The organism is Alloalcanivorax xenomutans (genome assembly GCF_032810065.1).
In the GTDB taxonomy this organism is placed as follows: Bacteria; Pseudomonadota; Gammaproteobacteria; order Pseudomonadales; family Alcanivoracaceae; genus Alloalcanivorax; species Alloalcanivorax xenomutans.
Map to the genome: position 1 here is coordinate 929,561 of NZ_CP136538.1, position 23,613 is coordinate 953,173.

Genomic DNA, 23,613 nt, shown 5'->3' on the forward strand with positions numbered 1-23,613 from the left:
AACCAGACTACAAGGCCGCTGCAGGAGCTTGCCTGCAAGCGAATATCCCGAAGGCCTGAGAGAGGCACCCATTCGCTTGCAGGCAAGCTCCTGCAGCGGCTTCGTAGTCCCCTACTTTAGCAGCGAATAGCGTGACGGCGTGCTGCGGGTAAGCTCCTAGTCCCGGCTCCAGCGGGTGCCCTCGCGGGTATCCTCCAGTTGGATGCCGGCGTCCTTGAGCTGGTCGCGGATCTGGTCGGCACGGGCGAAATCGCGGGCTTTCTTGGCCGCGGTGCGCTCCGCCACCAGGGCGTCGATCTCGTCGTTGGCGAGACCGTCATCGGCGCTGCCCTGGTTCTGGAACCAGGCCACCGGATCGGATTCAAGTAGCCCCAACAGTTCGGCGCCGGCCAGCAACTCGGCTTTGATCGCCGGTTTTTCCGGCAGCTCCGCCTTGTTCAGCTTCGCCGCCACCGCGTGCAGGGCGCTGATCGCCTCGGCGGTATTGAGATCGTCGCGCAGAGCCAGCAGCACCGGGTGGTCCTCCGGCAGACGGTAGCCGGCATCGGGCTCGACCTGTTCGCCGCGTCCCAGCAGGGCGTAATAGAGGCCGTCCAGGCTTTTGCCGGCCTGATCCAGCACTTCGGCGGAGAAGTTCAGCGGTGAGCGGTAGTGGCTGGAGAGCAGCGCGAAACGCAGCACCTCGCCGGGGTATTCCTTCAACAATTCGCGGACCAGACGGAAATTGCCCAGGGATTTGGACATTTTCTCGCCATCGATGTTGATGTAGCCGTTGTGCATCCAGTAACGGACGTAGTCTGTGCCGTGGGCGCAACAGCCCTGGGCGATCTCGTTTTCATGGTGGGGGAAGATCAGGTCCTGGCCGCCGCCATGGATGTCGATGACGTCGCCCAGATGCTTGTGAATCATCGCCGAGCATTCGATGTGCCAGCCCGGCCGGCCGCGTCCCCAGGGCGATTCCCAGCCGGGCTGGTCGTCACTGGACGGCTTCCACAGCACGAAGTCGCCGGGGTGGCGTTTATAGTCCGCCACTTCCACCCGTGCGCCGGCGAGCATGTCTTCCAGATTACGCCCGGAAAGCTTGCCGTAATCGGGCATGGATTCCACCGCGAACAGCACATGGCCATCGGCCTGGTAGGCATGCCCCTTGGCGATCAGCGTTTCGATCATGGTGAGCATGTCACCGATGTGATCAGTGGCCTTGGGCACCACGGTGGGAGGAAGGGCGTTGAGCCGCCCCATGTCTTCTTCGAAGGCCGTGGTGAAACGGGCGGTGAGGGCGCTGATTTCCTCGCCGTTATCCGCCGCCGCCTTTATGATCTTGTCGTCGATATCGGTGATGTTGCGAGCGTAGACCACCTGGGGATAGAGCCGCCGCAGAAGCCGGTAGAGCACATCGAACACCACCACCGGACGGGCGTTGCCGATGTGGACGTAGTTGTACACCGTGGGCCCGCACACGTAGAGGGTGATACGGTCCGGGTCCAGCGGGATGAAATCGTCCTTGCGGCCGGTCAGGGTGTTGTGCAGTTTCAGCATGGCTCAGTTATATAGCTCGTTGGGATCGATGATCGGGGCGCGGTCGATCACCACCCGATCGCCCTCCACTTTCCAGTAAAAACAGGCGCGGCGGCCGGTATGACAGGCCGGCCCGGTCTGTTCCACTTTGGCCAGCAGAACGTCACCGTCGCAGTCCAGCCGCAGTTCCTTGAGATACTGTACCTGTCCGGAGCTTTCGCCCTTGCGCCACAGCTTGCCGCGGGAACGGGAGTAGTAGCAGACCCGGCCGGTACGTACGGTTTCCTCGATCGCCTCCCGGTTCATCCAGGCGAACATCAGCACTTCGCCACTGTCGTGCTGTTGGGCGATCACCGGCACCAGGCCCTGCTCATTGAAGGCCAGATTATCCAGCGCTTCGGAGAGGGCAACGCTGAAACCTTCCGGCTGTTGCTCGTTGGCTTTGAACATGATTCTCCTTATGCGCCGCATCGGCAATCGCCGCCCATGGGCCGCTCCCACCAGCAAGGCGCGGGAGCGGCGAGCGGCCGCGGTGGTCTGTTGGCGTCAGATCGGCGCCCGGGTGTCCCGGTGCAGTTGTTCCACCGCCTCGTCCAGAGCCAGGGTATCCGTGGCCTGGGAACCCAGACGGCGCACCGCCACCTGATTCTGCTCGGCTTCCTTCTCGCCGACTACCCAGATCACCGGCACCTTGGCGCGGGAATGCTCGCGCACCTTGAAGCCGATCTTCTCGTTGCGGGTATCCAGCTCGGCGGGAATGCCGCGTGCCTTGAGTTGTTCGACCACATTGGCGGCGTAGTCATCCACCGCGTTGGTGATGGTGGCCACCACCACCGGCACCGGCGCCATCCATAATGGCAGATGGCCGGCGGTGGACTCGATCAGAATGCCCAGGAAGCGTTCCAGCGACCCCAGCACCGCCCGGTGCAGCATCACCGGGCGCTGGCGACTGCCGTCCTCGGCCACGTACTCGGCGTCCAGACGCTCGGGCAGCACGAAGTCCACCTGCAGGGTGCCGCACTGCCAGTCGCGACCGATGGCGTCGCGCAGCACGAACTCCAGTTTCGGGCCGTAGAAGGCGCCTTCGCCGGGGTTCAGCTCACATTCCAGTCCCAGCGACTCCACCGCCTCGCGCAGCGCGCCCTCGGCGCGGTCCCAGGTTTCATCGGAACCGGCGCGGTTGTCCGGCCGATCGGAGAACTTGATGCGGAAGCTGTCGAAACCGAAATCCTGGTAAACCTCGCGCAACATGGTGATGAAGGCGGCGGTTTCCTCGTTGATCTGGCCTTCGGTACAGAAGATGTGGGCGTCATCCTGGCTGAAGGAGCGGGCCCGCATCAGACCGTGCAGGGCGCCATGGGCCTCGTTACGGAACAGAGCGGTGAATTCGCCCATGCGGATCGGCAGGTCCCGATAGCTCTTGATGCCCTGGTTGAAGATCTGCACGTGGCCGGGGCAGTTCATCGGCTTGATCGCCATTTCCCGGTGATCATGGGTGCAGACGGTAAACATGTCGTCGCTGTATTTGTCCCAGTGTCCGGACTGTTCCCAGAGCACGCGGTCCATCATCTGCGGCGTGGACACCTCGGAGTAGTCGTACTTCTCCATCTTGGCGCGGATGTAGTTTTCCAGGTTCTTGCGCAGGCGCCAGCCGCGCGGGTGCCAGAACATGCTGCCCACGGCTTCCTGCTGGATATGGAACAAGTCCATTTCCCGGGCGAGTTTGCGGTGGTCGCGCTTTTCCGCCTCTTCCAACTGTTTGAGGTAGGCGTTGAGCTCTTTCTTGTCGCGCCAGGCGGTGCCGTAGATCCGCTGCAGCTGGGCGTTGTCGGCATTGCCGCGCCAGTAGGCGCCGGCCACTTTCATCAGCTTGAAGCCGTCGCCGAGCTTGCTGGTGGAGGGCAAATGCGGGCCCCGGCACAGGTCGATGAACTCGCCCTGGCGATACAGCGAGACTTCCTCGCCCTCGGGCAGATCGCGGATGATCTCCGCCTTGAATTTCTCGCCCTGATCCAGGAAGAAGCGGATCGCCTCGTCCCGGTCCCAAACCTCGCGGCGGATCTCTTCGTTGCGCCGCACGATCTCCTGCATGCGCTTTTCGATGGCGACCAGGTCTTCCGGGGTGAACGCGGTCTCCCGGTGGAAGTCGTAGTAAAAGCCGTTTTCGATGGTCGGCCCGATGGTGACCTGGGTTTCCGGAAACAGCTCCTGCACGGCTTCGGCCATGACATGGGCGGCATCGTGACGGATCAGCTCCAGAGCGTCCTCATGGTCGCGGGTGATGATTTCCACTTCCGTGCCGTCGGTGAGGGGCAGATAGACGTCGGTGAGATGGCCGTTGGCCTTCACCGCCAGCGCCTGTTTGGCGAGTTTCTTGCTGATCCGCCCGGCGATCTCCAGGGCGGAGGCCGGTTGATCAAACTCCAGGGTTGCCCCGTCGGGCAGTCGATAGCTCACACTCATGGGTGACACGGAATCCAAAGCAAATGAAGCAGGCAGATGTGGAAAGCAGGCCCGGTGCGGGGGCACGGGTTTGCGTCCCGGAACCGACGGATGGTAGGCAATCGCCGCGGTGGCTTCAAGCGCCAAGCCATGACAGCGGCCTTATGACGTGGTTTGCTTGACCCATAACGACGAGGAAACGGCATGCCCCAACTGCACAGGATCGGAGATCAGTTGATGCCGCTGCTGCGGGTGGCACGGCGTATCAATGAGCAAAGAGACGTGGCCACACTGGCGCAAACCATCGTCGCCGAGGCGCGCGCCCTGTGCCGCGCGGAGGCCGGTGCGCTCTGGCTGTACCGGGGTGGTGGCGGTGATGAACGCCTGGTCTGCATGATTCGGCAGGGAGAAGGTGGCACCGGCGTGACGGACGGGGTCGAAGTGCCTCTGGCGCGATCCGGGTGCCCGGTGGCGCGGGTGGCGAAAGAAGGCGAAACCCTGTTGCTGGCGTCGGGACAGGGGCTGGCGGAAGAGGACCGGGCGCTGTGGGTACCGGATCTGGTGACGGAGGTGTCCGCGCAACTGCTGGTGCCGCTGCCCAACCATGATGGTGAGGTGGTCGGTGTGGTGCAGCTGATCAATGCCCGTGACGACCAGGGCCACCGGCTGGCGTTCTCCCGGCGCCAGCGGGTGGTGGCGGAGGCCTTGGCCGGCTACGCCGGCATCGCTTTGAATAATCTGCTGGTGGTGGCGGAGATGAAGGACCTGCTGGACGCCTTCGTCAAGGTCATCGCCCAGGCCATCGACGCCAAGAGCCCGCACACCAGCGCCCATTGCCAGCGGGTGCCCCTGCTGACCGAATTATTGGCCCGGGCCGCCTGCCAGGATCATGGCACCTTCGCCGACTTCGATCTGGACGAGGACGGCTGGTACGAACTGAGAGTGGCGGCCTGGCTGCACGACTGCGGTAAGCTGGCGACACCGGACTCGGTGCTGGAGAAATCCACCAAGCTGCATGCCCTGCACGACCGCATCGACATGATCGCCGCCCGTTTCGCGGTGCTGCGGGCGGAATTGGTGGCGGACTTCGCCGAGCGTGAACGGACGGAACCGGAGCGGGCCACGGCGCTGGCGGCGGAAAGAGAGCGAGCGTTGGCGGAGCTGGAAGCGGATCTGGCGCTGTTGCAGCGAGTCAACCTGGGCGGGGAGACCATGGCCCGGGAGGATCAGGAACGGGTCCGGGCCATGGCCCGGCGCACCTGGACCAATGCGCAGGGGCAGTTACAGCCGCTGTTGAGTGAAGACGAGGTAAGCAATCTGTGTATCCCCAAAGGCACGCTGACCGAGGACGAGCGGGCGGTCATTAACGGGCATATGGACGTGACCCTGGCGATGCTGGAGTCGCTGCCGTTTCCGCGCAAATTGCGGCGGGTACCGGAGTACGCCGGCGGTCACCACGAACGCATGGACGGCACCGGCTTCCCCCGTGGCCTGACCCGCGAACAAATGTCGATCCCGGCGCGGATCATGGCCATCGCCGATATCTTCGAGGCGCTGACTTCCCGGGAGCGGCCCTATAAACCGCCGCTGAAGCTGTCGGAAGCGCTGGCGATCATGCGCCAGATGCGCGACGACCACCACCTGGACCCGGACCTGTACCGCCTGTTCCTCGACGCCGGCGTCTGGCGCCAATACGCCCTGGAGGCCCTGGACCCGGAACAGCGGGATGTGGAGGAAGTGAGCAAATACCGCTGAAAAGCAGGGAATAGTTAATAGTGAATAGTTAACAGTTGCGCGAAATAGGCCGGGGAATCGGGAAACGAGGAGGCCGCGCCATCGCTTGGGCAGGGCCTGATTGTCCTTTAACATAAGCCGAAGTTGCGGGTACGCAAACAGCCTTTGCAGTACTGTAATGTGCTTTTTTCGCTGTTAACTATTCACTATTAACTATTCCCTGCCCCTCACAGCGCCTGCACCCGCTGCAGCTCATCCATGAACGCCACGCAATTGCGGCCGGCGCCCTTGGCCTGGTAGAGCGCCTCGTCGGCCCGTTTGATCAGGGCGAGAACGTCCTTTTCTCCGGGCAAGGAGCTGGCCACGCCGACGCTGATGGTGACCACCTGGCTGACCCTGGAGCCGGCGTGGGGCAGGCCCAGTTGCTCGATCCGGGTGCGCATCCGTTCGGCGAACACCAGGGCGTCCTTGAGGCTGGTGTTGGCCAGCGCCACCAGGAATTCCTCGCCGCCGTAACGGGCGACGAAATCGGCTTCGCCCTGGGCCATGCCACGGGGAATGCCGGCCACGGACTTGAGGCATTCGTCGCCGGCCAGGTGGCCGTAGGTATCGTTGTATTGCTTGAAGAAATCGATATCGAACAGCAGCACGGTGACGTTATCGATGGCGTGCCGGCTACGGCCATGCAAAGCGTCATTGAGGCGGGACTCCATGCCGCGCCGGTTCAGGCAACCGGTCAGGCCGTCCCCGGTGGCCTGGCTCTCGAGCACCCGGTTGGCCGAATGCAGCTCCGCCCGGTGCTGATACAGCACGTGCTCGGACAGAAAGTGGCTGCGCAGCAGGCGTTCATAAATATATTGGCCAAACAAGCTCATGGTGCCGGTTGCCAGGGAGAACAGCAGCAGCGTCAACGCCTGGGACAGTGGCAGAGTATTGGGGGCCAGGGTGCAAAGGGCCTGGAGCGCCAGTATCGCCGAAGTGCTCAGGGCGGAAGCCAGGAACGGCACGCGCAGCAGTACGCCGAGCACCAGGATCGCCAGAGGGGTTTGCAGGAACAGCAAGAACGCTTGCGGATGATCGATGGACAGGCCCATCCACATCCCGGTGATCGCCACCGCGAACGCGAGCAGGATAATCATCGGATGCAGCCAGCGGCGCAAATCCGGGCGGTGGGCCACCACCGCGGTGGCCACCGCCAGCATGATGCAGAACAAACGCGGCCGCCAAGTGAGGGCGACCAGATCCGGTTCCACCGTCAGTTCCAGAATCACCGCCAGAGTCAGAATGGAGACCAGCGTGATGGTGGCCCAGGGGGTAATGCGGGCCACGTTACTGCGGAAATAGTCAACGAATTCGCGTTCCAGCGGCGCCGGAAGACGCAAATGCCAGGGCAGCCGTATGTCGCTGCCGGACGGGAGCGTGCTCGTCCGTTGCGGGTCGTGGGTCACCTTGGGTCCTTACTGCCAGTTCGGGGGCCGTTGTCCCCGAAGATTCATTCAGGCTCCCAGCATAGCGCCTGACGCGGCGGATATCCCGCAACTATATATCAGTAAAGCGAACTGTATCAGCAAGGCCAGCTAAATGAGCAAAGCCAAAAGGGCCTGGCGCTTTTCCGCAGGCAGGCGGCGAAAGCAATCCAGTAGTAATCCTTCCTCCATCCCCTGGGGAACGCAGCCTTCGGATCGTGGCAGATCTCCGGGCCATTCAACCATGCTGCGCTGCAACCGGGCCACGATCTCCGCATTCATGCTTCGGTGACTGTGAGTGGCGGCCTGGGCAATGCGATCACGCATGCCGGGAGGGAAACGAACCACGAACTTCTCGGCCCGCGTGGTCTCGTCCTGCTTCATAGTGTCTGTCATATGCCCCGAGAAAACGGTTACCTTACGCACTTTTTGTGGCCACCGTCCATGGCGGCCACCCTGCGGGCCGTCGCTGAAGCGACGTCAAAAATCGTTCCTGACGATTTTTTAAACATGACGCGATGATGGCACGGTGCTATTAATCGGCCTTGATCCGGGTCAATCCCGGGTGCGAAAGAGCATGCGGGGTAGTGTCGCGGCCTCTGTTATGATCGCCTTGTCAGAAGAGAGAGCACACCGCCATGAATGTCGCCGGCGCCGACCTGAATTTATTGAAATACCTGGATGTGTTGCTGCGGGAAAAAAACGTGACCCGGGCGGCGGAACAACTGGGCATTACCCAGCCGGCCATGAGCAACAGCCTCAAACGGCTGCGGCAGATGTTCAATGATCCGCTGCTGATCCGCACCAGCGAGGGCATGACCGCCACCGACCGGGCTCTGGAGCTGCAGCCCCTGGTTCGTCAGTTGATGGCACAGGCGGAATCTCTGTTCAATCCGGAGGAAGTGTTTCGTCCCGAGGAAAGCCGCCGGGTTTTTCGTATCATGACCAGCGATTACGCCGAGGGCACGCTGGTGCCGCACATCGTGCGCCGTCTGCGTGAAGAGGCGCCCCATGTGGTTCTGGACTTCCTGACGCCGTCGGATGTCAGTTATCCGGATATGGAACAAGGACGGGTGGACATGGCGGTGAACCGGTTCAACGAAATCCCGGGGTCCTTCTACCAGGTCACCCTGTGGAAGGACGCCTTCTCCTGTCTGCTCAACCGCGATAACCCGATCGCCAAGCATTTCGATCTGGACAGCTACCTGTCCGCCCAGCATATCTGGGTGTCCAAGACCGGTTTTGGCGTGGGCTTTGGTATGAACCCGGAAAAACTGGGTGGGCTGGGCTGGATCGACCACGCTTTGCAGCAAATGGGGCGGACCCGCAAGATCAGTATCTTCACCCGCCACTATCAAATGCCCGCCCTGCTGGCCATGAACAACGACCTGGTGGCGACTCTGCCGTCGCGGGTGGCGCGCATGCAGGCGCAAAATCCCCGCCTGGTGATCAAATCGCCACCGTTCGACATTCCCGAGTTCGAACTGAAAATGGCCTGGTCCCCCCTGCTGCACCACAACGCCGCCCACCGCTGGCTGCGCAAGCTGATCCAGGAGGAGGCCGAGCGGATACTGGCGGAGGACCCGTGAAAAAGGCCGTTAATAGTTAAGGGTGAATAGTTAATAGCGACGCGGAAGACGCCGGCAGGCTCAGAAAGCAAAGAGGCCACGCCCTCAACCAGGATGCGGCCTCTTTGTCTTTAAAGACACAGATCAGAGCGCCAGGCTTGCATACACACAAATCACCTTTGCACTATCGCAACCCTCTGTTTTTCGCTATTAACTATTCACCCTTAACTGTTAACTGCCCTTCAGCTATCGCCCCCTTGCCGACGCCCTCGAAGGCGCGGACGCGGAAGTGCTTGCCGGGGGCTTCCTCGGCCAGTTGCCGGGCGATGTGGTCGGCCAGGTATTCCACCGTGGTGTCGGTGTCGATCAGATAGCAATGGTCTTCCGGGATCACCAGTTCGAAGTGGCCCTGGGGCGCGTCGTAGCGGAACCGGTGGTGGGGCACTTCCTCGACGAAGTAGGTGCCTTCCAGATCTTCCCGGGTGCCAATGTAGATGTCTTCCCAGCGGTCCGCCCACAGCTTCTCCCAGTAACGGCTGCGGCGGCCGTTCTCGAAGATCTGAATGGTGGAACGGTGGCCGTGGGCGATGCGCTGACAGTTGCCGTCGTGTTTCTTCAGGCCATGGGAGTAATGGTAGAACGGCGCGGTACCGGTGTCCTCCTCACGGAGCAGGATGCGCGCTTCATTGACGTTGTCCGGCAGGGATGGCTCCAGCAGCTCCATCAGGAACAGGGTAACGGAGGCCTTGGACACCTCGGTGCCGGCGATTTCCAGCAGGCTTTCGGAGGGCGCCACCAGCCGGATTTCCCCGGCAGCATACTGCCAGGTGAGACTCAGTTGCTGATCTTCGCGCTGATTCAGACTCAGTGCCTCATGGGCACCGGGGAACAGCAGACGATGGTCGACCTGATCATCGATCAGGCGTTTGAGCCGCCGTTTGACCTGGCCGAAATCAAACACCATGCCTTGGCCGTCCAGATCACCGGACAGTTCCAGGTCCACGATCCAGGATTCCCCGATCATGCCCCGCTTGGGGTGCAGGTAGGAGAAATCCAGTACGGTCAGGTTGTCTACGAACAGAGTGGCCATATCGTTCCGATCAGCAAAAGCAGAGTTCACGGATATCATCGCCGCCGGCGATGCCAGGGCCATAGTATACGCGGCCCGGGCGGTGCGGCTCACCCCACCGAAGGCGATCGGTGGCGATGAATTGGACGGGATGTGAACGGCACCACGTCCCGGCGATGTGGCGCGCATCCTGCCCGGTGGTGGTGGTAAACGCAAGCGGTGGCCAGCGGTGACCGGCTGTCTGGCGTGTGCCGCCCTGTTGTTCTATGGTTGGCTCTGCCCGCCGGTAAAACACCCGTGCGCGGATACCCGGCGCCGGCGACGCAAAAACCCAGTAAAGCCATTGGATACCGTTGAAAGATGAGCGAGACCCTGTTTTCCAAGATCATCGACCGGGAGATCCCGGCGGACATCATCTATGAGGATGAGCAATGCCTGGCGTTCCGGGATATCAACCCTCAGGCCCCGGTGCATTTCCTGGTGATTCCCAAGAAACCCATCCCCAAGCTCTCCGACGCCACCGAGGAAGATCAGGCATTGCTTGGGCACCTGTTGCTGGTCGGCAACCAGGTCGCCGCCCGGGAGGGGCTGGAGGACTTCCGCGTCAACGTGAATAATGGCGCCAGTGCCAGTCAGGCGGTGTTCCATCTGCACGTTCATGTCATGGGGGGACGTCCGTTCAACTGGCCGCCGGGCTGAGCCCGTAATTCCAGGGGGCAGCCCCGGTACCGGCTTCGCCGGACCTTAATAAAAGGTGACGGTCCCGAACGTCACCTAAAAACAAAAGGAGATAATAAGATGAATGGTAAAGCCTGGATCATCGGCCTGCTGGCGGTGGCCGTCTGTGTGCCTGCTTTCGCGCAATTGCCCGACGACGCCGAGCGCAAAGTCATCGACAGTCTGATGACGCGCATCGCCGCCCTGGAACAGACCGGCCGCGAGTTGCACGAAAAATACCCTGACAGCAAAACCGCCGAGGCGCAAAAAGCCTGCAAGGCGGATTTCCCTGACTTGCCGGAGCAGGCCCGTAACCTGCGCGGCGAGGCCGCCGCGTTGCAAACCCTGGCTTTCAAGGTGTATTTGAGCATGGCCGCCAATGACCTGGTGCAATGCGTGGACTGTCTGGGCACGGTAACCGCCTGTGACGGCGCCTCCGCCTCCCTGGAACGCGCCAGGGACCAGATGAAGCGCATGGAGGACTACGCCAAACGCCAGGCCGCGGGGGAGGACAAGTCCTGACCCCAGTGTCCGCTCAGGAGGTCAGCAGAGCCCGGGCCATGACGGCCAGCCGATCCACCTGTTGCGGGATCGGGGGCGTGTCGGTGTCCAGCAACAGCGTATAGCGCCGCGCCCCCCAAAGGGCCAGGACCAGGGTTTCCAGAGTGTCGGCGGTCACCGCTGGCCCGGGCCGGTCCGGCCAGCCCGCCACCAGCGCGCCCCAGGCGTCCACCAGCTGCCGGAAGGCACGCTGGTGGTGGGCGGCGGTGGCGATTTTCCCCTCCATCATCAACATCTCCCGATCGAAGTAGGGGGCTTGCCCGTCCTCGTCCAGCGTCAGTGACACCGCTCGCCGCAGACGCTCCTCCCAGCAATGCCGGTCCATTGCGGTGTCTTCCTCGCTCAGCCGCTGGCAAAGCACATCCATGCAATGGCGCACGTAACCGGATAACAGCGCGGTGCGGTTGGGGAAATAGTCGTACAGCGTGCCCACGGCGTAGCCGCTCTCTTCGGCAATGGCGCGGGTGGTGGCGGCGGCCGGTCCGTCGCGGCGCCAAATCCGAACAAAGCCGTCGTAAAGGGCCTGCACGGTGAACACCGCGCGCGCCTGGGAGGGCCGCTTATGCGGTTGGGGCAGGGGCTTCGATGGTGTTTTCCTGGTCATGGGGAATCCGAACCCGTTGGCGAAGGGGCATTGTTAGCATGATGCCACGTTAATCATCACCAACGGAGCGACCATGCGCACCCCGAATTTGCAACTGCTGACCGACAAGACCGACCTGGGCCATACCCGGCTGGATAAGAGCCTGTTCATAGTCTTTACGCCGCCGCGCCGGAGTTCATTTTTTCGTCAGGTTGTGATTCCGATTGTGCCGTGTAGTCATTCTACATAAACAAGCGTAATCGCGGCCTGACGGAAAAAGGGGCCCGGCCCTTCGGGTTGCGCTGGAAAAGCCGCCAGAGGACGCTGTGGCCTTTGACTTTGGAACCACCAGAGCCTGCAGTCCCCAACGCCCTCTGGCGGCTTTTCCAGCAGCAACGCGGCGGCGTAAAGACTATGAACAGGCTCTAACAGCCAGACACTGCCGGAAGCCGGTGACGGCGAGGTGATCCTCACCGTGGACCGGTTCGCCCTGACCACCAACAACATTACCTACGCCGCCTTCGGTGACGCCATGAACTACTGGTCCTTCTTCCCCACCGGGCAGGAAGGATGGGGCCACATGCCGGTGTGGGGATTCGCCACCGTGACCGACTCGCGGGTGCCGGGCGTGGACCCCGGGGAGCGTTTCTATGGTTACTTCCCCATCGCCACGGCGCTGAAGGTACGGCCGGAGCGGATCAGTGAGCGCGGCTTCTATGACGCCACCGACTACCGCCAGGGATTGCCCTCGCCCTATAACCAGTACACCCGGTGCAGCACCGACGGCGTCTATGTGAAGGCACTGGAAGATTACCAAATGCTATTGCGGCCGCTGTTCTTCACTTCCTATATGCTGGCGGACTTCCTCTCCGACAATGAATTCTTCGGCGCGCGGCAGCTGGTGGTCTCCAGCGCCTCGAGCAAGACCGCTTATGGCGCCGCCTTCGCGTTGCGGGAAATGGGCGACCCGGTACGCATCGCGCTGACGTCGCCATCGAATCGGGACTACGTCGAGGGCCTGGGACTCTACCAGCAGGTGGTGGACTACGATCAACTGGCGTCGCTGGATGCCGGTCAACCGACTCTGTACGTGGACTTCTCCGGCGATGAGGCGTTGCGGCACGCCGTCCACGACCATTTCGGTCCGGCCCTGGTGTACGACTGCTACGCCGGTTCCGCCACCAACACGGAATTCCTCAAGGCCGACGCCACACTGACACCGGAGCCCCGCTTTTTCTTCGCGCCGGTGCAGATTCGCAAGCGCAATCAGGACTGGGGCCCGGCGGTGCTGAGCGAGCGCTTTGGCGCGGCGCAGCGGCGTTTTCTGCAGGCGGTCAGTGACCCGGTATCGGGCTGGATGAGCTTGTGCGAGCATCGGGGGGTTCGAGGCGGCGGGGCCGGTGATCCGTGCATTGAACGATCACGGCGGATTGCCCCGGGAAGGACACGTGGTGCTTTTGCGGTAGCGGATTGGCTATCCTCGGGGGCCATGCCCAGAAAAAAGGATAGGCGACCATGAGTCGATGGATAGAGCCGGTCACGCTGGAAGGCAGGCAAGTGGTGCTGGAGCCGTTGCGGGACGCGCACGTGGACGATCTGACCGAGGCGACCCGGGACGGTGAGCTGTGGCGGCTCTGGTACACCTTCGTGCCAGCGCCGGACGCGGTGGCGGAGTACGTGAGCGCTGCCCTCGCGCGTCGTGATCAGCATGGTGAAATGCCGTTCGCGGTGCGCCATCGCGACAGCGGCAAGGTGATCGGTTCCACCCGTTTTTGCCATGTGGATGAGGACAACCATCGGCTGGAGGTGGGGTATACCTGGTATGCCCGCCGCTTCCAGCGCAGTGGCCTGAACACGGAATGCAAGCGGCTGCTGCTGGGCCATGCTTTCGAAGCGCTGGACGCCATCGCGGTGGAGTTTCGCACCCATTGGCACAACCGCGCCTCCAGGACGGCGATCGCGCGCCTCGGTGCCAAGCAGGATGGCGTGCTGCGCAATCATCAGGTGGGTGAGGATGGCCTATACCGCGATACCGTGGTGTTCTCCATCATCAATCTGGAATGGCCGGCGGTGCGGCGGAATCTGGACTTTCTGCTGGACGTACCTGGCCCCGGTTAGTGGAGAGCTAGCGGAAATCCTGCTGTTCAGTCAGCAGACCGATACTGAGGGCGCCGGGGCCTATATTGACGCTGCCGGTGAGCCCCATACTGCTGACCAGCAGCCTGACCTGATGGCGGTCGGCGCAGCTTTTCAGCGCCTCGAAGCCCGGCATTTGATACACCGCCTGGGGATCACCGGCGTAGCTCACGCACAGTACCGGCGACAGCAGTCCCTTTTCGATACAGCGCGTGCCATGTTCGAACAAACGCGCCACGCCCTGGGCGAAGCCGCGAATCTTGGCCACCGGGAAAGTCTCGCCGCCGCGCGCGCAAAGAATCGGTTTGATATCCAGGGCCGAGCCCAGTAACGCGCCCACCAGTCCCACGCTGTTGTCGCCTTTCTTGCGGGCTCTCTGCCGCAGATAGTAGAGATCGGGCACCACCGCGTAGCCGGTGGCTTTGCCGGCCAGGGCGCTGACCCGGGCGCGCAATTCGGCGCCGCGCATGCCGGTGGCCATCAGCCGCACGGTTTCCGCCGCCAGCGCGCCCTGACCGGCGAACAGCGTCTGGCTGTCGATCACCCGCACCGCGAACGGGCCCTGCAGGCCGGCCCGGTCACGCACCGCCCGGTACTCGGACAGGATGCCGTGGGCCGCTTCGGTGGCGTTGTGGAAAATCGGGCTGCGGCTTTGCAGTACGGTTTCCACCAGGGCGTAGTCGCAATGGGGCACCACCTGTTCGAGAAAAAGCTGCTTGATCTGCGCCACGGTGGCGGGCAGGGACTGCGCATCATGGACTTTGTCCAGTAGTTGACGGTCATAAAAGGATCGGGTGCGCTGGGGAGAACGGTCATCGGCGATGATCTCGTCACCGAGCCGGATCGACGCCGGCAGCACCAGAATGCCGTTTTCTTTGATAAAGTCAGAGGGCAAGTCGCAACCGGAATCCACCACCAGGCCAGTTTTCATGGGTATCCTCGCCAATAATGCCCAAGCAGCGCCGAATTCAGCGGCAGGCGGGCATGAAATCGCAAAAGCGACGGTTTTTATGGTTCGCGCTGGTCCATATTGTAATCTTTTTTACCTATATATTTGTCATCTTATTGTATTAATCAATGATTTTTACAATAAGACAAAAGTGGATGACGCTCCGGCGTCGCGATAAAACAATGAACTATTTTGCTCATTTAGTACTGGCGCAGCCCACGGTGACCTCCAAGGTCGGCAATCTGATGGGGGACTTCATGCGCGGGATTCGTGAGGAGGCGCTGTCGGAGCCGGTTCGGGCAGGCTTGCGTAATCACCGCCTGGTGGATCGCTTTACCGATCATCATCCGCGGGTGCGCGCTTCGCGCCGGCTTTTCTCGCCGCGGCGGCGGCGCTTTGCGGGTGTGGCGCTGGATGTCCTGTTCGACCATTTTCTCATTCGCCACTGGTCCCGCTTCCATGATGAGGATCTGGCGCAAGTGATCCGTGCCGATTATCGCCATCTGCAATACGGTCAGCCGTTGATGCCCGGGCCCATGCGCGAGACCACCCGGCGCCTGGTGAGCCACGACTGGTTCGGGCATTACGCCGATCTGGACACGGTAGGCGTGGCGTTGGACCGTATCGCCGGGCGACTACGCTTCGCCAATGCCTTTGCCGGCAGCATCGAGGATATTCGCGCCCACTATGGGGCGCTGGAAGACACCTTTCTGAGTTTCTATCCCGAATTGCGTGCCCATGTGGCGGACGCCGCCCTGGAGCGCCCGGTTCAGCCGGGCACGCGCGCCGGTTGAGCCGCTGTCAGTGGCGTCAGTTCCAATAACGCCGTGGTCTCTTCGTAGAGCCGTGCCGCCAGCGCGCCGTTGCGTGCGCTGGGGGAGCGGCGAGCACGCCCGCGGGCGTCAAAATAGCCGCCGGTAACGCCGACGAAGTCCTCGTCCAGAGCCATGGAAACCGGTAGCAGGGCCGCCTTTTCCGGTGTGATCAGAGTGGGTCGGATCAGCGTCCGCAGCGGGCCGGGCACATGGCGGAAGATGCCGGTGTCGACCCCGCCGGGATGCAGGGCATTGCTGGTGATGCCCTCACGCGCCAACCGTTGGGCCAGCACATTGCTGAACAGGATGTTGCCCAGCTTCGACTGGCCGTAGGCGTCCATCACCAGATACGGGAAGCGGCCCCGCCAGGTGCGGGAATTGATGCGCCCGAGCCAGTGCGCCACGGAGGCCACATGCAGGATACGGGCGGATGGGGCCTGCCGCAGCAGGGGCAGCAGCAAATGGGTGAACAACACCGGGGCGAGGTAATTGACGCCGAACTGCATTTCATAGCCGTCGGCGGTGAACTGCTGCCGGGTGGGGACCGTTCCGGCATTGTTGATCAGTACATCCAACTCGCCGATTTCGTCCCGCAGCCTCCGGGCGGCGCTGCGGACTTGAGCAAGATCACTCAGATCCAGCGCGAACAGCCGCACGCGCGCCTGCGGGTGGTGATTCTTGATGTGCGCGACGGCGGCCTGGCCGCGGGTCCGGTCCCGGCAGCCGATCAGCACCTCGGCGCCGCGCGCGGCCATTTGTTCGGCGCTGTGCAATCCCAGCCCGGAATTCCCCCCGGTAATGAGTACGGTTTTCTTCATTGCTCCTCCCTGTGCCCGAAGACGCTGTGCTCGAGGACGTTACGCTCAAAGACGTCATGCTCGCCGCTGCAATGTTCGAAGGTGCTGTGTCCGTCGCCCCCGAACAGGTTTCGAGCCTTACAAATTGGGACCGCCGGGGACATTTGCGGTTCGTTGGAGTTTGGTAACCGTCGCCATGATAAGTAGCACGCGCCGGCCGGATTATGGCTGTCGCGCCGCCGGATCGGGCGTTGCGGGTAGAACGCAGATTGTTGCATGGCCCGCTTCGCCGCCTTGTTAAGGTATAATCGGCCGCCAAATCATCCGACTTGAGTCCGAGGGCGCCGATGAGAGCCGTCATAAGGGTGCTGGCGTTGCTGCTGGCCGCCGCCAGCATACCGGTACACGGTGAGGCCACCTTCTCCGAGCGCCGCACCGTTACCGCCACAGCCTACAATTCGTTGCCGGGGCAGGGCGCGGGAGAGGATCACAGCCTGGCTGCCTGGGGCGATCAACTGGAACCGGGCATGAAGGTCATCGCCGTGTCCCGTGATCTACTGGATGCCGGTCTGGATTACGGTACTCCGGTCTCCATCGAAGGGCTGGACGGTATCTGGTACGTGCGCGACAAAATGCACCGCCGCTGGCGTAACAAGATCGATATCTATATGGGTGAGGATCGCGGCGCGGCGCTTCGCTGGGGGAAACGCAAGGTCAAGATCCGTTTCGAGCCCCTTTCCCAGGACGTGCGGACGGCGAACCGCTAGACTTGAGTCCGCGTCCCCCTCAGGCTCGGCCTCCAAACGGCCCTTTCCTTCACTCCAGCCAACCGCTACTCGCGACTCAGAAAGGTCATGGTTAGGCGTGTCGAGGCACTGGGCAGCAGTTTGTCGAGCAGCTTGATCATCTTGAATACACTCCCCACCGGGTTGTGCACCGGCACCTCCCGCGCCGCCGCGTCCCAGACCTTGGCGGCGATGTCCTCCGCCTTCAGCTTCACGCCCAGACGGTTCACCACTGGCGCCTGATAGTCGGCATCCTCCACCATGGGGGTCTTCACGAACGGAGGCATCACATCCACCACCCGGATCCCCAGCCGTTTCCACTCGATGTTGAGCGCTTCGGTGAGGCCGCGCACGGCGAACTTGCTGGCCGAATAGCTGGCCAGATGTGGCACGCCATAAAGCGCCGACGCGGAACTCATGTTGATGACCACCGGAGCGTCCGCCTGCCGCAGGGCCGGCAGGGCCGCCAGACTCATGTTGACCAGGCCGGTGACATTGATATCGATGATGCGTTTGTGCTGCTCCGCGCTGATGGCTTCGAAACGCCCCATGCGCAGGATCCCGGCGCAATTGAACAGCACGTCCAGCACACCGTCGCCGGCGAAAGCGGAAACCGCCCGTGCGCACGCCTCCGCGTCGGTGACGTCGAGAGGATGAAACCAGGCGCCATCCAGGTCCCGCGCCAGCCCGGCCAGGGCGGCCTCGTTGACGTCCAGCAGGCCTACCCGCCAGCCGCGTTGATGGAAGTGGCGCGCGGTGGCCAGGCCGATGCCGCTGGCGGCGCCGGTGATCAGGATACTTTTCGTGGTGGACGGGATCATGGCCGTGTCTGCTCCGCTGCCGGGTGGTCGGGTTGCCGGAAATGGTGCCGAAGAAAACCGGCGCCGCCGCGCAGGGCCAGATCGGCGTCGGCCAGCAACCCGGCGTGCAATTGAAAGTCATGCCAGCGTTGCGGGTGCACCTGAACGCGGACCTGGCCGCCGGCATCACGGACCGCTCGCGCCAGCCGGTGGCTGTCGTTGAGCAGGATTTCGTCAGCGCCGGCCTGAATCAGAACCGGAGGCAGTCCGGCCAGATCGCCATTGATCGGTGAGCATTGCGGCCGCTCGGGATGATCGCCGCCATAGGCGCGAGCGGCGTCCGCCAGCCAGGCCTGACTCAACATTACGTCCCGGTCGGTATCGAACAGCCGGGTCAGGGTCAGATCCACCCACGGAGAAATCAGGAACAGCGACGCCGGCAGCGGCAGGTGTGCCTGTTTCAAGGCCAGCAGCGTCGCCACCGCCAGCCCGCCGCCGGCGGAATCCCCGGCCAGTGCCAGCCGGGCCGGATCGGTGCCTTGGTCAAGCAAGGTCTGGTATACCGCCATCGCATCCTCGATAGCGGCCGGACACGGATGCTCCGGTGCCAGCCGATAATCCGGCACCACGACCCGGGCCTGGCTGTGTCTGGCCAGATGAGAGGTCAGACCGTGATGAGTGGATGGCGACCCCGTGATATAGGCGCCGCCGTGCAGGTACAGCACGGTGGTGTCGGCGCCCTCCGGCTGATAGACGCGGCAGCGGACTCCGCCCGCTTCCATGTTGTGATGGGGCATACCACTGGCCCCCGGGTTGGTGCGCGCCAGGGCTTCCTGCCAGCGTCGCTGCGCGGCAATACCGACGCGAGGGTGCGCCACGGGTTTGAACAGCAACTGCAAGGCACGGCGTAAAGTGGCGGCCAACAGACGCTGGTCGGGGCGGCGCCGTCGCCGCAGTGCATCAGTGAGGGTAGTCATAGTCGCTCAGGTCCAGTACCCGGGTCTGGCGCCGGTAATCGAAGGTGAAGCCCGGCCAGTTGTTGGTGTTCTTGCCGCTTTCGGTTTTGTACCAGCTGTCGCAGCCCTTATCCCAAACCGTGTCGCGGATGCGTTTCTGCAAGCGCCGGTTGAAATCGTTCTGTGTGCGTGAGCGCACTTCCAGCGCGCCAGTGGCAGGCAAGTGCGCCAGCGCCTGCTGGATATAGTGAATCTGGCTTTCCAGCATGTAGATGATGGAGTTGTGGCCGAGATTGGTGTTGGGGCCGTAGAGCATGAACAGGTTCGGGAAACCGTGCACGGTGATGCCCAGATACGCTTCGGCCCCGTCCCGCCAGACCTGATTGAGCGTCAGGCCATGGCGCCCGATGATGGTCATGGGGGTGAGGAAATCGGTGGCTCTGAAGCCGGTGCCGTAAATGATCGCGTCGGCCCGATGATGGGCGCCGGTGCTGTCGGTGAGGCCGCTGTGATCCACCGACTGAATGCCGTGGTTGATCACTTCCACGTTGTCCCGGGCCAGTGCCGGATAGTAGTGGTTCGACATCAGGATACGTTTGCAGCCCATCGGGTAATCCGGGATCAGCTTTGCCCGCAACGACGGGTCGGCGATGTGTTTTTCCAGGTGCCGCCGGAACAGCCTCTGATACACCGTCATGGCTTTTTGCAACGAAGTAAAACCCAGTACCCGGGACTCATTGGCGGCGTAGATACGCAGACGATCCAGTGTCTGGGTTATCGGCAGTGTTTTCAGCAGGCGGTGTTCCCAGCGGCGGTAACGGCGATCCGGCTTGCCCAGCACATAGGCCGCCGAGCGTTGGAACAGCAGCAATCTGCCCGCCTTGCGGGCCACTTCCGGCACGAACTGGATGGCGCTGGCACCGGTGCCGACCACCGCCACGGTTTTGCCGGTCAGATCCACGTCGTGGTCCCAGCGGGCGCTGTGAAAATGCGGACCCTGGAAGTCCTCGATGCCGGACAGCGGCGGGTAGGCCGGTTGATTGAGCTGTCCGGTGGCGGTGATCAGAGCTCGTGTGGTAACGGTCCCCCCATCGCTCAGCGTTAGCTGCCAGAGACCGTGGGCGTCCAGGTAACGGGCCTCGGTGACTTCGGTGCCGAAGCGAATATGCTCCCGGATACCGTATTTGTCCGTGCAATGGCGCAGGTAGTCCAGGATCTCCGCCTGGGGCGCGAAACGGCGGCTCCAGGGGTAATGGCGCTCGAAGGAGAACGAATACAAATGCGAGGGCACGTCGCAGGCGGCGCCGGGATAGGTATTGTCACGCCAGCAGCCGCCCACATCATCGCCTTTCTCGATCAGCAACAGATCGTGCTGGCCCTGGGTCTTGAGTTGAATCGCCATGCCCAGGCCGCCGAAACCGGCGCCGATAATGATGACCTGGTGGGTCGCATCCATGGTGGTATCCACTTTGTTTATTGATATCGATCCACTGTAGCGGGGCGGGGGCAGGCTGTTTATGGCATGCTAGGACAAAAAGTTGTGGAAAACGGACAGCCATGAGCGCATCCAGCCGGAGTTTGACCAGCGTACGCATGCAGGTGGAGTTCGCCGCGGAGCACGGTGTGCCCGTGGCGAGTCTGCTGCCCGGGTCGGGCATCGAGCCGCGATGGTTGACGCGCAATGACGTGCAGATCGAAGCGGAGCAGGAGCTGGCGGTGGTTGCCAATCTGTGCGCCGAACTGGGTGACAGCGCCGAGTTGGGGCTGGCCATGGGCCAGCGTTATCACCTGAGCAGTTATGGTGTTTGGGGATTCGCTCTGCTCAGCAGTGGCACTTTCCGCGAAGCGGTGGCGCTGGGGCAGCGTTACCTGGATCTGACGTTCGCCTTTAATCGGGTGACGCTGGAAGAACAGAGCGGACAGGCCGCGCTTGTTATTGATGACGGTGACCTGCCGGAAGGGGTGCGCGATTATCTGCTGGCCCGCGATGCCAGCGCCATCATGATGATCCAGCAGGAGTTGTTTGCCAGCCGGATGCCGCTATCGCGTCTGCAATTGCGTCTGCCGGCCCGTGCCACGGCCCCTTTCGAGGCGGTGTTCGGGCTGGCGCCGGAATTCGACCAGCCAGTGAACCGGATCGGCTTCGCCGCCGGCTTGCTGGAGCAGCCCTTGCCGCAGGCCAACCCGGTCACCGCCCGCTTGTGCGAGCAACAGTGCCAGCAATTGCTGGCGCAGCGCCGGCGGCGGGTGGGCATGGCGGCACGGGTTCGTGAGCTACTGCTGGCCAGGCCCGGCCATTTCCCGACCATGGAGCAACTGGCCGACGAGATTGGCGTCACCAGCCGCACCCTGCGCCGGCGGCTGCTGGCCGAAGACACCCGATATCGGGAATTGCTGGACGAGGTGCGTCGGCTGCTGGCGGAACAATGGCTTTTGGGTGGCGGGCTGAGGCAGGAGGAAATCAGCGCGCGCCTCGGCTTCTCCGAAGTCTCCAACTTCATTCACGCCTTCAAACGCTGGACCGGACAGACGCCGGCGCGTTATCGACGGGAAAAAGCAATGAATAGTTAACAGGGAATAGTGAATAGTGAAGGAAAATGGGGAGGTTGCGGATACGCAAGTGTTCTTTGCTAATTAGCAATATCTGGTCGTGTCTTTTTTCAACTGTTCACGGTTAACTGTTCATTATTCACTGCTTTTTCCCATTTCTGGTGCAGAAAATCCCCGATCTCCGCCACGGCCAGGTCGGCGTCGGCGAGGAGGCCGGCGTGGGTCTGGAAGACGTGCCAGCGGCGTGGAAACAACTGATAGCGGCTTGGCGTGTCGGTGGCACGCAGCCGATCCGCCAGCCGTTCGCTGTCCACGCGCAGCAATTCATCACCGCCGCTCTGAATCAGCAGTGGCGGCAGACCATTGAGATCGCCATACAGCGGTGACGCCTGCGGCCGGGCGAGGTCGTCGCCGGCGTAGAGCCGTGCCGCCTGGGCCAGCCACGGCACGTTCAGCAGGGTTTCACCAATGTCGGAGCGCTGCTCCTGATTCACCGTCAGATCCAGCCACGGTGACAACAGCACGCCCGCCGCCGGCGCCGGCAGCGCCGAATCCCGGATCCGTTGCAGCAGCGCCAACGTCAGCCCGCCACCAGCGGCATCGCCCCCCACCGCGATGTGGCTGGCGTCATGGCCTTTGTCCAGCAAGCGTTGATACACCATCAGGGCGTCGTCCAGCGCCGCCGGGCAGGGGTGCTCCGGCGCCAGTCGATAAGCCGGCACCACCACGGTGGCGTTGAGACGGCGCGCCAAATGGGACGTCAGCGACCGGCGCGTGGCGGGCGAGCCGGAGACGTAGCCGCCGCCGTGCAGATACAACAAGACCGGCCCCTGGGGGCGGCCCAATATCTCCGCCGGCACCGAGCCGAAGCGGGCCCGGTGGCGTGGTACGCCACCGGCGACCAGACTGGCGCGGCTGGCGGTGTTCAGCCAGAAACGCTGCACTCCCAGGCGCATGCCAGGGCGAAAAGCGGGGCGTACTCCGAAGCGCAACAGCCCCCGCAGAGCCATGGCCAACGCCGCCTGAAAGGGCGTGGCCTGGCCACCCAGCAGTTCACGTCGTAATCCCATCCCGGCCTCCTGGCGGACTGCGGTGAAACAACGTGCCGGCCATGATCAGCGTGCCCGTGGCAAGGTATCGGGCAGGGTGAACTGGCCTTTGCGGTCGAAATGCAACGGGAAGCCGACACCGGCCACCCGGGCTTTGCCCTTGATCTCATAGTCCAGCGGCTCGTCCAGCCGCTGCAGGCCTTGCAGTTGCTGTAACGTCCCCAGCAGGGTGGTGGTGATGCGGGTGCTGACCAGGGCATCGCCCATGGCCGGCAAGGTGACGCGTTCTCCCGTCAGGCCGCGAGCGAAGCGCTCGCCGTTGAAAAACACTTCATAGTCGAGGCTGTTGAGGGTCAGTTCCCGGTCATTGGGATTGCGTACTCGCAACACCAGATGCCATTGCTGCTCGAACACACTGACTTGTTCCAGTTGTACCGAGGACAACGACACTTCCGGTTTTTCCAGACCGCTCAGGGTCTGGCAGGCGGACAGCAGCAGGGCGAAAATAACAACGGCAAAACGCATTTACAGGCTCCCTGATGAGCAGCAGCATGAGGACATCAAACACCGATCGGGAGGACGTCACCATGACTTCCTTGGAAATTACCGTGGGAGACATTACCCGACAAGCGGACATGGACGCTATCGTCAACGCCGCCAATCGGGAGTTGAAACCCGGTGGAGGTGTGGCCGGTGCCATTCACCGCGCCGCCGGGCCGGAACTGGCCCGGGCCTGCGCGCCTCTGGCCCCGATCCGCCCCGGAGAGGCGGTGATTACCGAAGGGTTTGACCTTCCCAATCGGTATGTGATCCATTGCCTGGGACCGGTTTACCAACTGGACCAGCCGTCCGCCCGATTACTGGCCGACTGCTACCGTAATGCCCTGGAACTGGCGGCGTCCCGTGAGCTGGCCTCGGTGGCGTTCCCGGCCATCTCCACCGGGGTCTTCGGCTATCCGATGGAAGAGGCCGCCCGGGTGGCGCTGCGAACGGTACGGGCGGTGACCGGGCAGCGATCATCGCTGCAACAGGTGCGTTTCGTATTGTTTGATCCGTCCGCGGGCGAAGTGCATCGGCGGGTGCTGGATGAGCTGGAGGCCGGCTGATCCTGGCGTCCG

The 23,613-nt window shown here is 62.8% G+C and carries 24 protein-coding genes; 10 read left to right on the forward strand and 14 right to left on the reverse strand.

The window, feature by feature from the left end; all coding sequences use genetic code 11:
* Positions 1 to 156: 156 nt before the first annotated feature.
* The 3 genes from cysS to thrS all read right to left on the reverse strand — a co-directional run bounded on the left by cysS (position 157) and on the right by thrS (position 3,981).
* Positions 157 to 1,539: a cysteine--tRNA ligase gene (gene cysS, locus RYH70_RS04385; protein ID WP_097057431.1), complete on the reverse strand. Its 1,383-nt coding sequence runs from the start codon at positions 1,537 to 1,539 to the stop codon at positions 157 to 159.
* A gap of 3 nt (positions 1,540 to 1,542) precedes the next feature.
* Positions 1,543 to 1,968, reverse strand: coding sequence for a phosphoribosyl-AMP cyclohydrolase (hisI, locus tag RYH70_RS04390; protein WP_022993742.1), 426 nt, complete (start codon positions 1,966 to 1,968; stop codon positions 1,543 to 1,545).
* Positions 1,969 to 2,064: 96 nt separating this feature from the next.
* A complete protein-coding gene (gene thrS / locus RYH70_RS04395; RefSeq protein WP_317009827.1) occupies positions 2,065 to 3,981 on the reverse strand; it encodes a threonine--tRNA ligase in 1,917 nt (638 codons plus the stop codon).
* 183 nt (positions 3,982 to 4,164) lie between these two features.
* Here thrS and RYH70_RS04400 point away from each other — a divergent pair, with 183 nt between their 5' ends.
* The gene (locus tag RYH70_RS04400; protein ID WP_317009828.1) at positions 4,165 to 5,715 is read left to right on the forward strand and encodes an HD-GYP domain-containing protein; all 1,551 of its coding nucleotides are present in this window, start codon (positions 4,165 to 4,167) and stop codon (positions 5,713 to 5,715) included.
* A gap of 206 nt (positions 5,716 to 5,921) precedes the next feature.
* On the opposite strand, the gene RYH70_RS04405 is transcribed toward RYH70_RS04400, so the two are convergent.
* The gene (locus RYH70_RS04405) at positions 5,922 to 7,142 is read right to left on the reverse strand and encodes a GGDEF domain-containing protein (RefSeq protein ID WP_022993739.1); all 1,221 of its coding nucleotides are present in this window, start codon (positions 7,140 to 7,142) and stop codon (positions 5,922 to 5,924) included.
* Positions 7,143 to 7,271: 129 nt separating this feature from the next.
* On the reverse strand, positions 7,272 to 7,544 hold the full coding sequence (locus RYH70_RS04410) for an Arc family DNA-binding protein (protein ID WP_022993738.1): 273 nt from the start codon (positions 7,542 to 7,544) through the stop codon (positions 7,272 to 7,274).
* Between the two features lie 254 nt (positions 7,545 to 7,798).
* Between RYH70_RS04410 and RYH70_RS04415 the strand changes: the two genes are divergently transcribed.
* Positions 7,799 to 8,749, forward strand: coding sequence for a LysR family transcriptional regulator (locus tag RYH70_RS04415; protein WP_022993737.1), 951 nt, complete (start codon positions 7,799 to 7,801; stop codon positions 8,747 to 8,749).
* 193 nt (positions 8,750 to 8,942) lie between these two features.
* On the opposite strand, the gene RYH70_RS04420 is transcribed toward RYH70_RS04415, so the two are convergent.
* Positions 8,943 to 9,818 (reverse strand): 6-carboxytetrahydropterin synthase, encoded by an 876-nt coding sequence (locus RYH70_RS04420; protein WP_026949814.1) that lies wholly within the window; start codon positions 9,816 to 9,818, stop codon positions 8,943 to 8,945.
* Positions 9,819 to 10,157: 339 nt separating this feature from the next.
* Here RYH70_RS04420 and RYH70_RS04425 point away from each other — a divergent pair, with 339 nt between their 5' ends.
* Both RYH70_RS04425 and RYH70_RS04430 read left to right on the forward strand, forming a co-directional pair.
* Positions 10,158 to 10,496, forward strand: a complete 339-nt coding sequence (locus RYH70_RS04425) for a histidine triad nucleotide-binding protein (RefSeq protein ID WP_014993269.1) — start codon at positions 10,158 to 10,160, stop codon at positions 10,494 to 10,496.
* A 99-nt stretch (positions 10,497 to 10,595) separates the two neighbouring features.
* Positions 10,596 to 11,036, forward strand: a complete 441-nt coding sequence (locus tag RYH70_RS04430; protein WP_317009829.1) for a hypothetical protein — start codon at positions 10,596 to 10,598, stop codon at positions 11,034 to 11,036.
* A 13-nt stretch (positions 11,037 to 11,049) separates the two neighbouring features.
* Here RYH70_RS04430 and RYH70_RS04435 read toward each other — a convergent pair whose 3' ends face one another.
* Positions 11,050 to 11,679, reverse strand: coding sequence for a TetR/AcrR family transcriptional regulator (locus RYH70_RS04435; protein ID WP_081744320.1), 630 nt, complete (start codon positions 11,677 to 11,679; stop codon positions 11,050 to 11,052).
* Positions 11,680 to 12,133: 454 nt separating this feature from the next.
* On the opposite strand from RYH70_RS04435, the gene RYH70_RS04440 reads away from it, so the two are divergent.
* Complete coding sequence (locus RYH70_RS04440) at positions 12,134 to 13,177, forward strand: DUF2855 family protein (protein ID WP_317009830.1); 1,044 nt, start codon at positions 12,134 to 12,136, stop codon at positions 13,175 to 13,177.
* Positions 13,174 to 13,776: a GNAT family N-acetyltransferase gene (locus tag RYH70_RS04445; RefSeq protein ID WP_317009831.1), complete on the forward strand. Its 603-nt coding sequence runs from the start codon at positions 13,174 to 13,176 to the stop codon at positions 13,774 to 13,776. Before RYH70_RS04440 ends, RYH70_RS04445 begins: the two co-directional genes overlap by 4 nt.
* Positions 13,777 to 13,783: 7 nt before the next feature.
* Here the strand turns inward: RYH70_RS04445 and RYH70_RS04450 are convergent, their stop codons facing one another.
* Entirely contained in the window at positions 13,784 to 14,725 is a 942-nt protein-coding gene (locus RYH70_RS04450; protein WP_063140303.1) for a DegV family protein, read from the reverse strand.
* A 200-nt stretch (positions 14,726 to 14,925) separates the two neighbouring features.
* Here RYH70_RS04450 and RYH70_RS04455 point away from each other — a divergent pair, with 200 nt between their 5' ends.
* Positions 14,926 to 15,537 carry an acyl carrier protein phosphodiesterase gene (locus tag RYH70_RS04455; protein WP_116027670.1) on the forward strand — a complete coding sequence of 204 codons (612 nt, stop codon included), beginning with the start codon at positions 14,926 to 14,928 and terminating at the stop codon, positions 15,535 to 15,537.
* Here the strand turns inward: RYH70_RS04455 and RYH70_RS04460 are convergent.
* The gene (locus RYH70_RS04460; RefSeq protein ID WP_022993728.1) at positions 15,513 to 16,376 is read right to left on the reverse strand and encodes an SDR family NAD(P)-dependent oxidoreductase; all 864 of its coding nucleotides are present in this window, start codon (positions 16,374 to 16,376) and stop codon (positions 15,513 to 15,515) included. The two genes, RYH70_RS04455 and RYH70_RS04460, sit on opposite strands and share 25 nt — an antisense overlap.
* Positions 16,377 to 16,702: 326 nt before the next feature.
* On the opposite strand from RYH70_RS04460, the gene RYH70_RS04465 reads away from it, so the two are divergent.
* Positions 16,703 to 17,122: a 3D domain-containing protein gene (locus RYH70_RS04465; protein WP_031228060.1), complete on the forward strand. Its 420-nt coding sequence runs from the start codon at positions 16,703 to 16,705 to the stop codon at positions 17,120 to 17,122.
* 65 nt (positions 17,123 to 17,187) lie between these two features.
* Here RYH70_RS04465 and RYH70_RS04470 read toward each other — a convergent pair whose 3' ends face one another.
* Genes RYH70_RS04470 through RYH70_RS04480 form a run of 3 tightly spaced genes read right to left on the reverse strand, consistent with a single transcriptional unit; the run spans position 17,188 to position 20,352 of the window.
* The gene (locus RYH70_RS04470) at positions 17,188 to 17,961 is read right to left on the reverse strand and encodes an SDR family oxidoreductase (RefSeq protein WP_317009832.1); all 774 of its coding nucleotides are present in this window, start codon (positions 17,959 to 17,961) and stop codon (positions 17,188 to 17,190) included.
* A complete protein-coding gene (locus tag RYH70_RS04475) occupies positions 17,958 to 18,917 on the reverse strand; it encodes an alpha/beta hydrolase (RefSeq protein WP_022993723.1) in 960 nt (319 codons plus the stop codon). Before RYH70_RS04475 ends, RYH70_RS04470 begins: the two co-directional genes overlap by 4 nt.
* Positions 18,901 to 20,352 carry a flavin-containing monooxygenase gene (locus tag RYH70_RS04480; protein ID WP_097057422.1) on the reverse strand — a complete coding sequence of 484 codons (1,452 nt, stop codon included), beginning with the start codon at positions 20,350 to 20,352 and terminating at the stop codon, positions 18,901 to 18,903. Before RYH70_RS04480 ends, RYH70_RS04475 begins: the two co-directional genes overlap by 17 nt.
* A gap of 101 nt (positions 20,353 to 20,453) precedes the next feature.
* On the opposite strand from RYH70_RS04480, the gene RYH70_RS04485 reads away from it, so the two are divergent.
* Positions 20,454 to 21,467, forward strand: coding sequence for an AraC family transcriptional regulator (locus tag RYH70_RS04485; RefSeq protein WP_035451432.1), 1,014 nt, complete (start codon positions 20,454 to 20,456; stop codon positions 21,465 to 21,467).
* 89 nt (positions 21,468 to 21,556) lie between these two features.
* Here RYH70_RS04485 and RYH70_RS04490 read toward each other — a convergent pair whose 3' ends face one another.
* Entirely contained in the window at positions 21,557 to 22,516 is a 960-nt protein-coding gene (locus RYH70_RS04490; RefSeq protein WP_022993720.1) for an alpha/beta hydrolase, read from the reverse strand.
* Between the two features lie 45 nt (positions 22,517 to 22,561).
* Entirely contained in the window at positions 22,562 to 23,020 is a 459-nt protein-coding gene (locus tag RYH70_RS04495; protein ID WP_014993283.1) for an LEA type 2 family protein, read from the reverse strand.
* Positions 23,021 to 23,082: 62 nt separating this feature from the next.
* Between RYH70_RS04495 and RYH70_RS04500 the strand changes: the two genes are divergently transcribed.
* Positions 23,083 to 23,601 (forward strand): macro domain-containing protein, encoded by a 519-nt coding sequence (locus RYH70_RS04500; RefSeq protein WP_055099724.1) that lies wholly within the window; start codon positions 23,083 to 23,085, stop codon positions 23,599 to 23,601.
* Positions 23,602 to 23,613 lie beyond the last annotated feature (12 nt).

What these genes read in the sequence shown, in the direction of transcription:
- cysS (WP_097057431.1), bottom strand. Translation starts at nt 1,539, where the DNA reads ATGCTGAAACTGCACAACACCCTGACCGGCCGCAAGGACGATTTCATC.
- hisI (WP_022993742.1), bottom strand. Translation starts at nt 1,968, where the DNA reads ATGTTCAAAGCCAACGAGCAACAGCCGGAAGGTTTCAGCGTTGCCCTC.
- thrS (WP_317009827.1), bottom strand. Translation starts at nt 3,981, where the DNA reads ATGAGTGTGAGCTATCGACTGCCCGACGGGGCAACCCTGGAGTTTGAT.
- RYH70_RS04400 (WP_317009828.1), top strand. Translation starts at nt 4,165, where the DNA reads ATGCCCCAACTGCACAGGATCGGAGATCAGTTGATGCCGCTGCTGCGG.
- RYH70_RS04410 (WP_022993738.1), bottom strand. Translation starts at nt 7,544, where the DNA reads ATGAAGCAGGACGAGACCACGCGGGCCGAGAAGTTCGTGGTTCGTTTC.
- RYH70_RS04415 (WP_022993737.1), top strand. Translation starts at nt 7,799, where the DNA reads ATGAATGTCGCCGGCGCCGACCTGAATTTATTGAAATACCTGGATGTG.
- RYH70_RS04420 (WP_026949814.1), bottom strand. Translation starts at nt 9,818, where the DNA reads ATGGCCACTCTGTTCGTAGACAACCTGACCGTACTGGATTTCTCCTAC.
- RYH70_RS04425 (WP_014993269.1), top strand. Translation starts at nt 10,158, where the DNA reads ATGAGCGAGACCCTGTTTTCCAAGATCATCGACCGGGAGATCCCGGCG.
- RYH70_RS04430 (WP_317009829.1), top strand. Translation starts at nt 10,596, where the DNA reads ATGAATGGTAAAGCCTGGATCATCGGCCTGCTGGCGGTGGCCGTCTGT.
- RYH70_RS04435 (WP_081744320.1), bottom strand. Translation starts at nt 11,679, where the DNA reads ATGACCAGGAAAACACCATCGAAGCCCCTGCCCCAACCGCATAAGCGG.
- RYH70_RS04445 (WP_317009831.1), top strand. Translation starts at nt 13,174, where the DNA reads ATGAGTCGATGGATAGAGCCGGTCACGCTGGAAGGCAGGCAAGTGGTG.
- RYH70_RS04450 (WP_063140303.1), bottom strand. Translation starts at nt 14,725, where the DNA reads ATGAAAACTGGCCTGGTGGTGGATTCCGGTTGCGACTTGCCCTCTGAC.
- RYH70_RS04455 (WP_116027670.1), top strand. Translation starts at nt 14,926, where the DNA reads ATGAACTATTTTGCTCATTTAGTACTGGCGCAGCCCACGGTGACCTCC.
- RYH70_RS04460 (WP_022993728.1), bottom strand. Translation starts at nt 16,376, where the DNA reads ATGAAGAAAACCGTACTCATTACCGGGGGGAATTCCGGGCTGGGATTG.
- RYH70_RS04465 (WP_031228060.1), top strand. Translation starts at nt 16,703, where the DNA reads ATGAGAGCCGTCATAAGGGTGCTGGCGTTGCTGCTGGCCGCCGCCAGC.
- RYH70_RS04470 (WP_317009832.1), bottom strand. Translation starts at nt 17,961, where the DNA reads ATGATCCCGTCCACCACGAAAAGTATCCTGATCACCGGCGCCGCCAGC.
- RYH70_RS04475 (WP_022993723.1), bottom strand. Translation starts at nt 18,917, where the DNA reads ATGACTACCCTCACTGATGCACTGCGGCGACGGCGCCGCCCCGACCAG.
- RYH70_RS04480 (WP_097057422.1), bottom strand. Translation starts at nt 20,352, where the DNA reads ATGGATGCGACCCACCAGGTCATCATTATCGGCGCCGGTTTCGGCGGC.
- RYH70_RS04485 (WP_035451432.1), top strand. Translation starts at nt 20,454, where the DNA reads ATGAGCGCATCCAGCCGGAGTTTGACCAGCGTACGCATGCAGGTGGAG.
- RYH70_RS04490 (WP_022993720.1), bottom strand. Translation starts at nt 22,516, where the DNA reads ATGGGATTACGACGTGAACTGCTGGGTGGCCAGGCCACGCCCTTTCAG.
- RYH70_RS04495 (WP_014993283.1), bottom strand. Translation starts at nt 23,020, where the DNA reads ATGCGTTTTGCCGTTGTTATTTTCGCCCTGCTGCTGTCCGCCTGCCAG.
- RYH70_RS04500 (WP_055099724.1), top strand. Translation starts at nt 23,083, where the DNA reads ATGACTTCCTTGGAAATTACCGTGGGAGACATTACCCGACAAGCGGAC.